The organism is Candidatus Cyanaurora vandensis (assembly GCF_013285555.1).
In the GTDB taxonomy this organism is placed as follows: Bacteria; Cyanobacteriota; Cyanobacteriia; order Gloeobacterales; family Anthocerotibacteraceae; genus Cyanaurora; species Cyanaurora vandensis.
Map to the genome: position 1 here is coordinate 15,377 of NZ_JAAXLT010000098.1, position 14,414 is coordinate 29,790.

Here is a 14,414-nt window from a genome sequence, read left to right on the forward strand (position 1 = left end):
GAACCATGAATGTCCCTGGGAGGACCCGTGTACCGACCTTTTTTGACACACCTAGAACAGGAATTAAACCGCCGTTTTACCCTGGAACCTCTGCCCATCCCCGAGGGCTTGGCCTACAACCACACGGCACGGGCGGGTAAAGAAGCGACGATCCAGAGTTGGGCCTACAGCAGTCCCGACTTCCGCAAAATCCGCTACACCTACATTGATGCAGGCGACCAAGCCCAGGTCTTCAACGGGGTCCTCTATCCCCACTATCACTATGACCTGCCTGTGCTGGGCCTTGACCTTTTGGCTTTCGGTAACAAGAAGTTCCTGACTGTCATTGATATCCAACCGCTCTACCAGGATGTAGACTATCAAGCGCGGTATGTGGCACCGATGCAGCCGATTTACGAGCGTTACGGAGATTTGGCCCAGAAGTTTGAGATGCGGTTCTACGATGCCAATATCTACTTCTCTAAATACCTCCTCTTTGCCCGCACCGAACCTGAACTCATTCAAACCAGGGTTTTTGCTGCCTATCAAGATTACCTAGCACTCTATCTGGAGATGCTAGAGACGGCTCGCGCCACGGGACGACGGGCAGACCCGGCCCAGATTCAACAAGCCCACCGCGATTATGACCAATACAGTGCTGAACGCGACCCCGCCATCGGACTCTTCACGACCTACTGGGGCAAGGAATGGGCCGAGCGGTTCGTCTATGATTTTCTGTTTGACCTAGCTGTTGTCCCCGCTCCGATCTGAGGCTGACCGTGACCTTGTACCAACCCTTTTTGGATCATGCCTTAGCGCGTTTTCAGGAACGTTTTGACCCCACCCCCTTCCCTATCCCCGTTGGTTTTGAGCAAAAACAAGGCGTGATGCGAAAAGAAGAAGTCCTGACCACCAGCTACGCCTTCAAAACCCCGCAGATCCGCCAAGCCCGCGCCGCCCATGTCCAGGGGGGTAGTTCCCTCCAGGTCTTGAATTTCGTGGTTTTCCCGAGTCTGGATCTGGAAGTGCCCTTTTTTGGCGTGGACCTAGTGACCCTACCCGGCGGTCATCTGATTGCCCTAGACCTCCAGCCCGTTTTCCAGGACCCCGACTATCTGGAGCGGTACTACCACGACTTGCAGCCCGTCTTGGCCCGTCATCAAGCTGATTTACCCTGGGGCGGCGACTTCCCGGAGGAGGCCAAGCCCTTTTTCTCGCCCTGTTTCCTCTGGACGCGTCCCCAAGCGACTGCTCTGGTTGAAACTCAGGTATTCGCCGCCTTCAAAGATTATCTGGACTACTATCTGGATTTAATTGCCGCTGCTCGACCCGTTACCGATTCAGAACGCCTTGCTGCGATCCGCCAATCTCACCAACGTTATGTCAGCTACCGCGCCGAAAAAGACCCCGCCCGTGGGATGTTCCGCCGGCTCTACGGGGAGGAATGGACCGAGCAGTACATCCATCACTTCCTGTTCGACCATGGACCGTTGCTAGTTCCTGCTGGGTGATACGGATTTGTGCTATGAGTTGACAAACTCCGGCTCCCTGTAATGCGTATTTTGGGTATTGACCCCGGTCTAGCCACAATTGGTTATGGTGTCCTTGATGTGGAGGAGCGCGGGGGGCGGGTCCAACTCCAGGATTACGGGGTCATCACTACCCCTCCCACCACAGCGATGGATCAACGGCTGGCCCTGATCCATCAAGACATCACCGCTCTGCTCCAGCAATGGGAACCCGGCTTAGTGGTCCTAGAGAAATTTTTCTTCTACCGCATGGCGAATACGATCCTCATCGCCCAAGCACGGGGCGTCATCCTGCTTTGTCTGGGTCAACACGGAGCCACCTACATCGAGTTCTCACCCCCCCAGGTCAAACAATTTCTGACTGGATACGGTCGGGCCACGAAACAACAGGTACAGGAGGCTGTCCAACGGGAACTCACCCTCAGCACCCTCCCGCGCCCCGATGATGCCGCCGATGCCCTCGCTTTGGCCCTGACTGGGCATCTCACCTATTTACCCGCCCCCGCTGGGGTGGTCTGAGCCCGGGGATAACCGTTACAATTCTTAAAATGTGAACAGGTAAACCGTGGACGGGAAAGTAGTTTTGATTACCGGGGCCACCGGGGGCATCGGGACCGCCGTGGCCCAAAAACTCGCAGCCAGCGGCGCGCGGTTGGTCTTGGCTTCCCGACAGACGACGGTTCTGGAGAGTTTGACCGCCCGTTGTCATGAATGGGGTAGTCCCGAGACGTTGAGTATCCCGACCGATGTCACCGACCGACTCCAGGTGGAGAGTCTTTTTGAGCAGGTTTACCAGAAGCTAGGTCAACTGGATGTGGTGATTAATGGCGCGGGTCTAGGCGTCCTCAAACCGATTCAGCAGTTGAGTGAGGTTGAGTTTGACCGGATGGTAGCGGTTAACCTCAAGGGGACTTTTCTAGTTTGTCAACAGGCGGTAGCGCGTTGGATGCAGCTCAAGGCGAGTGGGCGGGTTTTCAATATCCCCGGCATCCTGGGTCAGCACCCGATGGGTAATGCGAGTGGTTACTGCGCCTCTAAGTACGGTGTAGTCGGTTTCACGAAAGCGATGGCTCTGGACTGTAAACGATTTGACATTAAGTTCACCCTGCTCTATCTCGGCGGTCTCGACACGCCCTTCTGGGAAAACGCCGGGATGAAGGTGCAACGCGATAAGATGCTCAAACCCGAACAGGCCGCCGACGCGATCTATTTCGCCCTCCAAGTCCCCGCTCCCGGTGTGCCCAGCGAAATTGTCATCCAACCGGATTCGCATCTATTCCTGTAACCAATCACACAAATTGGGGAGGAGAGCTATTAAGAACCCTTCTTCCCCAAAGCCTACGCTCTGCTGAGTGTGGTTAAATTATCATGGGGTCCGCTAAGAATGAAGATTCACGAGCCGATGAATTAACGGCTACTCCCCCGCCTGTACAGGTAGCCATTCCTTACTATTTGCTGCATGGAAGCTCTGTCTATATTGAAAAGAAAACGTAATGAAAAAAATTCTTTTAGAGATCTTATGGTTGATGAGATAAAAAGACTAAAACTAGTTATTCCTGAAAAAAACTTTCCACCCACTCAAGTATTATTATAGGGAGTTAAAAATGAGAAAGGTGATTTATATCATTAATATTCACAAGCTCTAACCGATATTTCATTCCCACTCAATCGTGCCGGGAGGTTTGGATGTGATATCGAGGGCGACGCGGTTGATCCCGGTTACTTCGTTGACGATGCGGGTGGCGATGCGTTCGAGCAATTCGTAGGGCATCCGGGCCCAGTCGGCGGTCATCCCGTCCTCAGAGGTGACAAGCCGCAGGATAACCGGGTAAGCATAGGTCCGCTGGTCACCCATTACGCCTACAGTCTTGACGGGGAGGAGGACCGCGAAAGCTTGCCAGAGACTGTGATAGAGACCGGAGGCATTGATCTCTTGGCGCACAATCATGTCTGCATCGCGCAGGATGGTGAGTTTCTCATAATCCACCGCGCCGAGAATCCGAATCGCGAGCCCCGGCCCGGGGAAGGGATGACGGTTGACAATCTCCTCGGGCAGACCCAGGACCCGACCAACCTTGCGGACTTCATCTTTGAAAAGACGGCGCAGGGGTTCGACGAGCTTGAAGCGGAGGTTCTTGGGTAGGCCACCCACGTTGTGGTGGGACTTGATGCGGACCGCCACCCGCTCGCCCGTGGCGGGGTCAATATTCTCACCGGAAGACTCAATCACATCGGGGTAGAGCGTCCCCTGAGCCAAGTAATCAAAGGGTCCCAGACGACTCGATTCCTCTTCAAAGACCTGGATGAACTCATGACCGATGCGCTTACGTTTCTCCTCGGGGTCACTCACATCCTTGATGCGCTCTAAGAAACGTTCGGTAGCTTGCACATGGACGACCGGGATGTGGAATTGGTCACGGAATAACTTAACCAACCGCTCTGGTTCTTCTTTACGCATAAAGCCTTGGTCAATAAACATACAGGTCAACTGGTCGCCAATCGCCCGATGGAGCAAAAAAGCCAAAGTAGAGGAATCCACCCCCCCCGACAGGGCCAGCAAAACACGCTTGGTCCCCACTTGGGCACGGACATCGGCAATGGATTCTTCAATAAAAGATTCTGGGGTCCAAGTCGGTTCACAGCGACAGATATTGCGGACGAAATTAATCAACAGGGCCATCCCACCCACGGAATGCACGACCTCGGGATGGAACTGAACGCCATAAAAATGCCGTTCGTGGTCTGCCATCGCCGCGCAAGGACTATTCTCGGTGTGGGCCAGCTTGACGAAGCCCTTGGGTAAACGGGTTACAGCATCGCCGTGGCTCATCCACATCGTTGTGCCGTCGGCAACATCTTTTAATAGATCCGTGCTGTTGTCCACTCGCAGACTGGCCCGCCCGTACTCGCGTTTCAAGGCCGGTTCAACCAAGCCGCCCGCTAGTTGCTGAGCCATCAACTGCATCCCGTAACACACCCCCAATACAGGAATCCCCAAATCCCAAAGCGCGGGGTCAGAGTGGGGCGCGTGGCGGTCGTAGACCGAGTTGGGTCCGCCCGAAAGAATGATCCCCTGGGGATTGCGCTCCCGAATCTCAGCGATGGGCGTACGATAACTGAGCACTTCAGAGTAGACCTGGAGTTCGCGGACGCGACGGGCAATTAGTTCGGAGTACTGGGAACCAAAATCCAGAATGACCAGCATCGGACGGTTAGCGTGAAAGGGGGTCGTTACCATGACTGCTCCCTAGCGACGCAGACCTAGGCGTTCAATCAACTGCTGGTACCGCTGAGTGTCAGACTTGGCGACAAAACTCAGGAGTCGTTTGCGTTGGTTAATAATTTTCAGGAGACCCCGGCGAGAAGCAAAATCCTTGGGATGGGCCTTGAGGTGTTCGGTGAGTTGTTTAACCCGCGCACTCAAAAGCGCGACTTGGACCTCAGGAGAACCCGTGTCGGTGGTGTGGACCTGATAGCTGCCAATGAGTTCTTGTTTTTGTGCTTGTAAGAGCGGCATGGTCATTGGTAAATTGACATTTATCTAAAGTAGCACAGGTCTAGTGGTGTAAGTCACACAATTCCCTAAGTAGGTCGCGCACCTTAGCTAAAAATCCCACGAAAAGCTCACCGAAACTTTATTACTACACCAAGGCTAATTGCCCACGCTTAATTAACTACCGCAACCGCCGCCATGAATCCCAATGCCGCTGGTCCCCATGCTCCTGAGCTAGAGTACTGTTCTTCTAGATATAACCATCATCAACTTATCCGTGCTCACTGGGACCTATTGGCAGCAGTGGCTTGGCAATCCTACCTGCAAGACGGACGCGGTGTCCTCATGGTGGAGGTGGTGCCCGCTGACCTGCGGGTGACCTATGTAGTTGGCCCACCTAAGAGCGTGTTGCGACGGGCCGTCAAGACGAGTCTCCTGGGGATGCTGCACGACTATGACCCCACGGCTGAAGTAGTCTGCTTGGTGGTCCAACACGGTCACTTCACACCTTACCGGATTGCCCAAAACCTATCGCCTGAAACGGCCTACCACCGTTACCAGGGCCGTTTGTGTGAATTCCAGTTAAATTAACGCGCCAATAGCACTAACAGGTCTCTAGCCAAAGCCCGGACTTCGTTTAACGGTAGGAGATTCAACTCAGCGACAGTCTGGACGCCATCACAGGCTTGTAGCCACTGGACCTGCGGGGGGGTGAGGGTGACGGGTTGATAATTGTAGTTAATCACTTTTTCGTTGGGCCAATAGCCGATATAGGGACAGCGGTGGGGGGTCGTTTGAAGCAATTCTGCATCTGTAGGTTGCCAAGAAGTCAGGGGGATGCGGGCGACAAAGAGTTCATAGTGGTTGGCAGTGGGATCTAGGAGTTCCACCAGTCGGTAGCGGTCACGCTCGGGTAGGGCCATCGCCCGCGCCAATAAATCTCCGCTCAACAGTCGCTCAATCTGCCAGAACTCTGGATTAGAGAAGCCCAAAAACGTCATCCCTGCCTGTTCAATTAAGTCAAACAAACTATGAACGGTGTAACAGGTCTCCTGGACCTGGAGGTACATATCAGCAAAGGAACTATCTTCCTTGTTATCCATCGCCCAATGCTCCCTTTCAAATCGGACCAAGGGATTATCCGCCGGTAGCGTCTTAAAAAGCTGACGACCCAAGGCCACGCCCTCAGTCACATCACGGGGAGCCAACAAACGCAAAGCTTCTTGCATCAGCGCAATCTCGCGGCGGCCCTGGGCACTGTACAAAAACAGATGCATCATGCCACCGGGAGTCAGCTGCTCCCGCAGGACCCGGAGACCCGCCGAGGGGTCCGCCAGATGGTGCAATACCCCCACACAGTTGATGAAGTCGTAGGTACCCGCACACACCTCCAGGAGACTCCCCTGCTCAAAAGTGACGTTACTAACGCCTGCCCGCTGACAGCGTTCCCGCCCCACCTCTAGGGCGACATCACTCAAATCCACCGCGAGAATTTGGGCTTGGGGATTCTGATAGCCCAGGTATTGACTACCAAAGCCCGTCCCACAGCCCGCATCCAGGATCTGAATAGCCATCTGCTCAGGACGATAGCCGTAGTACAAACTGTGGACCACCTGCCAACTCCATCGCCAATTCCAGCCTAAGGGCGGCATATCAAGGAGTGGTTCCGGGGGATAGGGGTAGGTATTATAAAAAGCCTGCACACGCTGGGTAACATCCATGAAAACACTCCGAGTCCTTGGGGAATCCTAGCGCATGGGAAAGGCCCCTCCGCCCCATGCCCTGACGGGCACGGGTAAATGGGGGACCAAGGCAGAAGAGGGAAGAGTAAAGAGTCGGTTAGAGGACGGGGTGTAATAAGCAATTGGACTATTTAAGTAGCAATTGAACCGGATAAGTTACTTACCCGCGCTCGTGGAGAGCTTTAGTTGCACGTGGGGGCCGCGCACGGCCCCCATGCGGAGGCGGGAGCGTGAGGGTGGAACCTAAGGTTCCTACCCTCACAGGCTGTTGAAAGCAGTGCCAACCACTATCTCCCCCGCACAAAACCCAAACTCAAGCACCATCACCCAGGAATGCTCAATCCTTACTCGGCTTCAGATTAGTTAAAATTCTCTACATCCAGCCTAGGAAAGATGGAATGTCTGTCCCAAGGGCAGTCTTTCATGGCTCACGAAGCTTTCTTGCGTTTCAACAACCAAAGGGCAAAGGCAATCCCTAGCCCATCAATCAGGACATCCAATACCCGTCCACCCCGGTTGACCACGAATAACTGGTGATACTCATCAGAGCAGGCATAGAGGAATGCTGTTAGTCCCGCCAGGGTGTAGGGACGGGCTGTGGGTCGCCATAGATTCCAACTCAGCCAAGTCAGCAGGGCGAACTCGCCGAAATGAGCTACTTTACGGACTGCACTATTCCAATCACCGAAAATATATTCCGTTTCCTTGACTGAACCGGGCTGGTCTGAGAACCAAAAAATAACCCCCATCCAGAGGAGGGTCAGCATCAACCAGACCCACTGTTTTCTCAGGAATACCATCGGTGCCTAGAACGATGACAGACTTACAATGATAAAACCTCGGCATAGAGAATCAGGTGGAACCCAAGTACAACCCCAAGGCAATCGAACATCACTGGCAGGATTACTGGGAGGCAACCGGGGCGGATCTAACCCCGGACCTGACCGGGGACCAGCCGAAATTCTATGCCCTCTCGATGTTCCCCTATCCCTCCGGGAACTTGCACATGGGCCATGTCCGTAACTACACCATCACCGATGTCTTGGCCCGCACGCGCCGGATGCAAGGGTACGCGGTTCTTCATCCCATGGGCTGGGATGCTTTCGGATTGCCCGCCGAGAATGCCGCCATTGACCGGGGTATTCCCCCTGCTCAGTGGACCTACCAAAACATTGCCCAGATGCGCTCAGAACTCAAACCCCTGGGCTTGTCCTACGATTGGTCCCGTGAAGTTGCCACCTGTCAGCCGGAGTATTACCGCTGGACCCAGTGGATCTTTTTGCAGCTCTTACAGGCAGGACTGGCCTACCAGAAACAAGCCGCCGTCAACTGGGACCCCGTGGACCAGACTGTGCTTGCCAATGAACAGGTAGACAGTGAGGGCCGTTCCTGGCGGTCTAAGGCCAAGGTCGAGAAACGGTTGTTGACTCAGTGGTTCCTGAAGATTACGGATTACGCCGAGCCTTTGTTGCAGGATCTCGACCAACTCACGGGCTGGCCCGAACGAGTCCGCACCATGCAGGCCAACTGGATCGGTAAATCCGTCGGGGCACATCTGACCTTCCCGGTAATGGGTTCGGATGAAAAAATCACGGTCTTCACCACTCGCCCCGACACGGTTTATGGCGTAACTTACCTCGTCCTCGCCCCAGAACACCCCTTAGTCGCCGTCGTCACTACCTCTGAGCAACAAGAAATTGTTGAAGCCTTCCAGCAAGTGGTTGCCAAAACCAGTGAAGAAGAGCGCACCAATGATGACCGTCTCAAACGCGGGGTTCCCACGGGCGGGTACGTCGCAAACCCGTTTACTAGACAGGAAATACCTATCTGGACGGCGGACTATGTTTTAGCGGAGTACGGAACTGGGGCCGTGATGGGGGTCCCGGCCCACGATGCACGGGATTTCTCGTTTGCTCAGCAGTACGGGTTGCCCATTGTCACCGTGGTCCAGGGCGGGGATGGACAATCGGCTTGGACGGGGGCGGGAAATTTAGTTAATTCTGGTCCCTTTGACGGGTTGGCGGCTCCAGTTGCCAAACAGAAGATTACCGAATATGCCGTAACCCAGGGCTGGGGACAAGCGCGGGTGCAGTATCGTTTACGCGATTGGCTCATCTCCAGGCAACGGTATTGGGGTTGTCCGATCCCTATAGTCTATTGCCCGGACTGTGGGTTAGTCCCGGTCCCGGAACAGGACCTCCCCGTGCGTTTACCCGAAGATGTAACGCTGAGTGGGCGGGGCGGTTCACCCTTGGGTCAGATGCCGGAATGGGTTAATGTCCCCTGTCCCCAGTGCGGGACCCCGGCGCGGCGCGAAACCGACACGATGGATACCTTTATTGATTCCTCCTGGTATTACCTGCGCTTTCCCGATGCTACCAACGCTGAAGCCATCTTTGACCCGGCCCAGACTAACCACTGGGCACCCGTGGACCAGTATGTGGGCGGGATTGAACACGCCATTTTGCACCTACTTTATTCCCGGTTCATCACCAAAGCTCTCCATGACCGGGGTTTAGTGACGTTTAATGAGCCGTTTTTGCGCCTGTTAACCCAGGGCATGGTCCAGGGTCTCACCTACCGTGATGCTACGGGTGCCTGTGTACCCTCCGCCCAAGTAAACCCCGAGGACCCCAGGAACCCGACCACCGGGGAGCCGCTGCGGGTTGCCTACGAAACCATGTCTAAGTCCAAGTACAACGGCGTCGCGCCCCAGGAAGTGATCACCCATTACGGGGCCGACACCGCCCGGATGTTCATCCTCTTTAAAGCTCCCCCCGAAAAAGAACTGGAATGGGCCACCACTGATGTCGAGGGCCAATTCCGCTTCCTCAACCGCATCTGGCGACTGGTCTACGAAACTCAGACCGCTCACCCCGCCCCCGCCACAGACAAAGAACTCAAAGCCCTCCGGCGGGCGATTCATCTAGCGATCAAAGAGATCACCGAGGACCTAGGACCCGAGGACCTCCAGTGCAACACCGCCATTGCAGAACTGATGAAACTGGTCAATAGCTTGGGCGATTTCCCTGACCGCACCCACGCCCTTTTCCAAGAAGCCCTCCACACGCTAGTCAAGCTCTTGGCCCCCTTCGCGCCCCACCTAGCAGCAGAACTCTGGTCCATCCTTAGTCCCACCACCTCATCCATCCATCAGCAATCCTGGCCCATCTACGATCCCATCGCCTTGAGCCTGGAAACCTTCACGCTGGTCATTCAAGTCAACGGTAAAGTACGCGGCAACCTGGAAGTCCCCCTCGACACCCCCCAAACTGAACTAGAGACCCTGGCCCTCAATCTTGAAGGAGTCCAACGCCACACCCTGGATAAGACCATCCGTAAAGTGATCCTTGTCCCCCAAAAACTCCTTAACTTCGTCGTGAGTTAACCCCGGCCTACAATTAGAAAAAACGAGGAACCGCACGTGTTGACCCGCACCCCGCAAGCTGTCGCCGCACCGGGGACCCTAGTGAACCCCGCCACCCGCAGCCAGAGCGCACCGCCGCCCCAATGGAAAGTGATTGTTCTCAACGACGACTTCAACACCTTCCAACACGTCCACCGCTGTCTGATGCGCTACATCCCCGGTGTGAGTGATGCCCGCGCCTGGGAACTGACCAATCAAGTCCATGAACAGGGAGCCGCAACCGTCTGGGTGGGCGACCTAGAACAAGCTGAACTCTACATTGAGCAACTCAAACGTGAGGGTCTAACCGTAGCTCCCCCAGAGCGCGACTAGTCTTCGTCAATCTCAATTAGAGTGGGGCCTTTGTTCTCAGCCTCAGCATCGGTCGGGTCTTCGTAACGCTCGATAATCACCCGTACCTGCGTTACCAAGGCTGCCACCGCGCCAATCGCCGCCAAGGGTGCAGCAAACCAAGCCAGTCCAGCCCCAGCCGCAACGCCCAGGGTCAGGGGGACTTCGAGGAGGGTCCGCTGCCCGGTGCTGTCTTTAATAATTACGCGGCGGACATTACCCTGTTCCAGGATTTCCTTGACTTTCTCGACGAGCTTGTTGCCAGCGACGGTGAATTCTTCAAAAAAACTGCGGGGTGGTGGGTTCATAGCCAGGATTGATGACGACCTCCTGATCATAGCCCTGCGAGACTCTGTAACCAGATGGTCCTCAAAAAGTTATCTTGGATACTACTTTGCGTTGATCATCCCATGGCTGAACCCCTTAACCGCTACAGTGCCCGCATCACCCAACGCGCTTCCCAAGCAGCTTCTCAGGCCATGCTCTACGGCACCGGACTGACGGAGGCCGATCTGTCTAAGGCCCAAGTCGGCATCGCCAGTATGTGGTATGAGGGGAACACCTGTAATATGCACCTCCTCGATCTCGCTGCTCTAGTCAAACAAGGGGTCCAGGCGAGCGATCTCGTCGGGCTGCGCTTCAACACAATTGGGGTCAGTGATGGGATCGCCATGGGTACGGCGGGGATGAATTTCTCCCTCCAGTCGCGGGACCTGATTGCCGACTCCATCGAAACCGTCATGTCTGCCCAGTGGTACGACGCGCTCGTGGCCCTCCCTGGTTGTGACAAGAATATGCCCGGTGCCCTGATTGCCATGGGCCGTCTGAACCGCCCCAGTCTCATGGTCTACGGCGGGACGATCCAAGCGGGCTGGTTGGGGAACGAGAAATTAGATATCGTCTCGGCCTTCCAGGGCTATGGGCAGTTCATCCAGGGCCAACTTGACCGCGAGGGCCTCACCGCTATCCTCAAGCACGCCTGTCCGGGAGCGGGAGCTTGTGGGGGGATGTACACCGCGAACACGATGGCCTGTGCGATTGAAGCCTTGGGGATGACCCTGCCCTACAGTTCCTGCACCCCCGCCACCGACCCCGCGAAACAGGCAGAATGTCTCCAGGCCGGGGCCGTGGTCCGCAACCTGCTGGAACTGGACCTCAAACCCCGCGATATCATGACCGAAGCGGCTTTCCACAATGCGATTACTGTAGTGATGGCCCTGGGCGGCTCGACCAATGCGGTCCTACATCTAATTGCCATGGCAAGGGCAGTCCAGGTCCCGCTTGAACTGGCGGATTTTCAAGAAATCAGTGACCGGGTACCTTTTATTGCCGATCTCAAACCGAGCGGGGCCTACGTGATGGAAGACCTGCACCAAGTCGGCGGGACCCCGGCAGTATTGAAACTCCTCCTCGCAGTGGGTTTGATTGATGGCAGTTGTTTAACTGTGACGGGCCGGACTTTAGCGGAGAACTTGGCTCCCTTACCGGGCCTTACCCCCGCTCAAAAGATAATCTTTCCCCTGGACCAGCCCATCAAAGCCTCGGGCCACCTGCAAATCCTCTATGGCAATCTCGCGCCCCAGGGTGCCGTCGCCAAAATCACGGGTAAAGAAGGACTGACCTTCACCGGACCCGCCCGGGTCTACGACTCCGAGGAAGCAACCCTCGTCGCCTTGGAACAAAAAGAGATTCAAAAAGGTGATGTGGTAGTAATTCGCTACGAAGGTCCCAAGGGGGGGCCGGGGATGAGCGAGATGCTGACAGTGACGGCTGCCATCATGGGGGCCGGGTTGGGAAAAGAGGTAGCCTTGATTACCGACGGGCGGTTCTCTGGGGGGACCCACGGTTTTGTGGTCGGTCATGTCACCCCCGAAGCCCAGGATGGCGGCTTGCTGGCCCTACTGCAAGACGGCGACCGCATTACCCTGGATGCCCAGACCCGTGAGATTACCGCCCATCTGAGTGAGGACGAGATTGACCTACGCCGCCAAAGCTGGCAGGCCCCCGCTTTCCGAGCGACCCAGGGCACCCTACTCAAATACATCAGGAATGTGAGTACGGCAACGGATGGCTGTATCACCGATAAAAATTAAGAATTATAAAGACTTTTAGGGGATCATTCGCGGTTGTACGTCCCTAGGTAGGATTGGGGCAACGTGTGACAGGAATCCCATGGACTGGCTGGTGGTATGTGGCTTAGACGGTGCGTTGATAGGGGATGAAGCCGCCCTCACCCAGGTAAATGCGGCGCTGGCCCAAGCCCGTCCGCGCTTAGTTTTGGCCTATCTGACCGGGCGTTCCCTTAGCTCCGTCATGGAACTTAAAGAACAGGTCCCCTTACTCCCGGCGGATTTGCTGATCTGCGATGCGGGCACCAGTCTCTACCGCCGCAATGGCGAGAGCTACACCCCCATCGTCGAGTGGATGAACCTCCTCAATGGTGACTGGAACCGCAACCGGGTAGAGGCGATTGCCCATAGTTTCCAACTCATCGAACAGGCCCAAGAGCACCAAGGTCCTTTCAAGTGCAGTTATTACCTAGACCCCGCCCAGGCCGAAGTGCTACCCCGACTCCAGGAGCAAGTGGCCCTCATTGATGCCTATGTAGTCTACAAAGCGGGCTTCCTGGATATCCTGCCTACTAACAGTGCGGAGGTCGTAGATTACCTGCGGACTTTGTTGGGGGTTACGGAGGAAAAAACCATAGTCTGTGCCGGGGTATTTACCGATGAACATTACACCGAGTTGGGAGTCAAGAGTGTGGTGGTGCCCCCGGCTGCCATGGCTAGTCCGCACAATGGCACCCTGACTTATCACGCCCAAGCTCCCTACGGTCTAGGTGTCCTCGAAGGGCTGCGGTACTGGGGACTACTGACGGTTTGAGCAAGTTTTGAGCACAGTGGGCTTTGCTTTAGACTCCCCGGAGGTGCCTTGACAGACCCCTACCCCTTGCCTATGCTGAGATCAGGTTAACCCTGGTTTAGGGTTATTTTGCCGTCCTTTTTAAGGAAATCATTTGCGCTCAACACCCTCACCCCGTCGCCCCGTTAAGACCCAGCGTGCAGACGCTCCCTACATCAATGACCGCGTCCGTTTCCCACGGGTCCGGGTGATTGACAATGAGGGACAGCAGCTAGGGATTATGACGTCGCGCGAGGCCCAGACCATTGCCCAGGAACAAGAGCTAGACTTGGTCCTCGTTAGCCCAGACGCTGATCCGCCGGTTTGCCGGATTATGAACTACGGCAAGTTCAAATTTGAACAAGAGAAAAAACAGCGCGAAGCTAAAAAGAAACAACATACAGTTGAAGTCAAGGAAATCAAGATGCGTTACACCATCGAGAGCCATGACTATCAAGTACGCATCCGCAACGCGCAAAAATTCTTAGCGGAAGGCGATAAAGTCAAATGCACCATCATGTTCCGGGGCCGCGAGATCCAGCACGCCGATATTGGACGTAAGTTACTTGTCCGGCTGGCTCAAGACTTGAGTGATATCGCGGATGTCCAGCAAGAACCTCTCACTGAGGGCAAAAACATGATCATGATTCTTGGACCGAAGAAGGTTCAAAGTTAGCTAAACGGGGCGGGGATCATAACTTAAACTGGGCCGCTCCGTAGTTTTTTTAATGATTCAGCCTGGATTATCTTAAGAACTTGTAAAGTCTAGGGCCTGAAATGGGGATCACGCCTAAAGTTAGAAACAAGATACCTCCTAACTGCGTCCTAAGCCCCCCTATTCGTAGAGGGGCTTTTTTTATGCCTAGGGCGGCTTACGATGGTATAGCCCGTCCTGACGAAGAACTATGCTCGCGCCACTGTTTCCGGTAACCTCTGTCGTCGGGCAAGACCAAGCCAAGCTGGGTCTATTATTGGTGGCGGTGGACCCCGGCTTGGGGGGTGTGGTCCTGTGG

15 protein-coding genes are annotated in these 14,414 nt (G+C 55.3%); 10 read left to right on the forward strand and 5 right to left on the reverse strand.

Features of this window, described 5'->3' with window-relative positions:
• Positions 1–27: 27 nt before the first annotated feature.
• Genes HFM78_RS06560 through HFM78_RS06575 form a run of 4 tightly spaced genes read left to right on the forward strand, consistent with a single transcriptional unit; the run spans position 28 to position 2,793 of the window.
• Positions 28–750, forward strand: coding sequence for a 15,16-dihydrobiliverdin:ferredoxin oxidoreductase (locus HFM78_RS06560; protein ID WP_287128628.1), 723 nt, complete (start codon positions 28–30; stop codon positions 748–750).
• An 8-nt stretch (positions 751–758) separates the two neighbouring features.
• Entirely contained in the window at positions 759–1,490 is a 732-nt protein-coding gene (locus HFM78_RS06565; protein ID WP_287128629.1) for a phycoerythrobilin:ferredoxin oxidoreductase, read from the forward strand.
• A gap of 42 nt (positions 1,491–1,532) precedes the next feature.
• Positions 1,533–2,027, forward strand: coding sequence for a crossover junction endodeoxyribonuclease RuvC (gene ruvC / locus HFM78_RS06570; RefSeq protein WP_287128630.1), 495 nt, complete (start codon positions 1,533–1,535; stop codon positions 2,025–2,027).
• A 46-nt stretch (positions 2,028–2,073) separates the two neighbouring features.
• On the forward strand, positions 2,074–2,793 hold the full coding sequence (locus tag HFM78_RS06575; RefSeq protein ID WP_287128631.1) for an SDR family oxidoreductase: 720 nt from the start codon (positions 2,074–2,076) through the stop codon (positions 2,791–2,793).
• A gap of 369 nt (positions 2,794–3,162) precedes the next feature.
• Here the strand turns inward: HFM78_RS06575 and guaA are convergent, their stop codons facing one another.
• Positions 3,163–4,746, reverse strand: coding sequence for a glutamine-hydrolyzing GMP synthase (guaA, locus tag HFM78_RS06580; RefSeq protein ID WP_287128632.1), 1,584 nt, complete (start codon positions 4,744–4,746; stop codon positions 3,163–3,165).
• Positions 4,747–4,755: 9 nt separating this feature from the next.
• Positions 4,756–5,025: a 30S ribosomal protein S15 gene (gene rpsO / locus HFM78_RS06585; protein ID WP_287128633.1), complete on the reverse strand. Its 270-nt coding sequence runs from the start codon at positions 5,023–5,025 to the stop codon at positions 4,756–4,758.
• Between the two features lie 174 nt (positions 5,026–5,199).
• Here rpsO and HFM78_RS06590 point away from each other — a divergent pair, with 174 nt between their 5' ends.
• A complete protein-coding gene (locus HFM78_RS06590) occupies positions 5,200–5,592 on the forward strand; it encodes a hypothetical protein (protein WP_287128634.1) in 393 nt (130 codons plus the stop codon).
• Here HFM78_RS06590 and HFM78_RS06595 read toward each other — a convergent pair.
• Together HFM78_RS06595 and HFM78_RS06600 are read right to left on the reverse strand one after the other, a co-directional pair.
• Entirely contained in the window at positions 5,589–6,722 is a 1,134-nt protein-coding gene (locus tag HFM78_RS06595; protein ID WP_287128635.1) for a bifunctional 2-polyprenyl-6-hydroxyphenol methylase/3-demethylubiquinol 3-O-methyltransferase UbiG, read from the reverse strand. The genes HFM78_RS06590 and HFM78_RS06595 overlap by 4 nt on opposite strands.
• Positions 6,723–7,171: 449 nt before the next feature.
• On the reverse strand, positions 7,172–7,543 hold the full coding sequence (locus tag HFM78_RS06600) for a VanZ family protein (protein ID WP_287128636.1): 372 nt from the start codon (positions 7,541–7,543) through the stop codon (positions 7,172–7,174).
• A 56-nt stretch (positions 7,544–7,599) separates the two neighbouring features.
• Here HFM78_RS06600 and leuS point away from each other — a divergent pair, with 56 nt between their 5' ends.
• The gene (gene leuS / locus HFM78_RS06605) at positions 7,600–10,131 is read left to right on the forward strand and encodes a leucine--tRNA ligase (RefSeq protein ID WP_287128637.1); all 2,532 of its coding nucleotides are present in this window, start codon (positions 7,600–7,602) and stop codon (positions 10,129–10,131) included.
• Positions 10,132–10,167: 36 nt separating this feature from the next.
• Positions 10,168–10,482, forward strand: a complete 315-nt coding sequence (gene clpS / locus HFM78_RS06610; RefSeq protein WP_287128638.1) for an ATP-dependent Clp protease adapter ClpS — start codon at positions 10,168–10,170, stop codon at positions 10,480–10,482.
• On the opposite strand, the gene HFM78_RS06615 is transcribed toward clpS, so the two are convergent.
• Positions 10,479–10,808 (reverse strand): DUF4342 domain-containing protein, encoded by a 330-nt coding sequence (locus HFM78_RS06615; protein WP_287128639.1) that lies wholly within the window; start codon positions 10,806–10,808, stop codon positions 10,479–10,481. The genes clpS and HFM78_RS06615 overlap by 4 nt on opposite strands.
• A 102-nt stretch (positions 10,809–10,910) precedes the next feature.
• On the opposite strand from HFM78_RS06615, the gene ilvD reads away from it, so the two are divergent.
• The 3 genes from ilvD to infC all read left to right on the forward strand — a co-directional run bounded on the left by ilvD (position 10,911) and on the right by infC (position 14,077).
• Positions 10,911–12,593, forward strand: coding sequence for a dihydroxy-acid dehydratase (gene ilvD / locus HFM78_RS06620; protein WP_287128640.1), 1,683 nt, complete (start codon positions 10,911–10,913; stop codon positions 12,591–12,593).
• A gap of 79 nt (positions 12,594–12,672) precedes the next feature.
• Complete coding sequence (locus HFM78_RS06625; RefSeq protein WP_287128641.1) at positions 12,673–13,383, forward strand: HAD family hydrolase; 711 nt, start codon at positions 12,673–12,675, stop codon at positions 13,381–13,383.
• Between the two features lie 133 nt (positions 13,384–13,516).
• The gene (gene infC / locus HFM78_RS06630; protein ID WP_287128642.1) at positions 13,517–14,077 is read left to right on the forward strand and encodes a translation initiation factor IF-3; all 561 of its coding nucleotides are present in this window, start codon (positions 13,517–13,519) and stop codon (positions 14,075–14,077) included.
• The last annotated feature ends 337 nt before the right edge of the window (positions 14,078–14,414 follow it).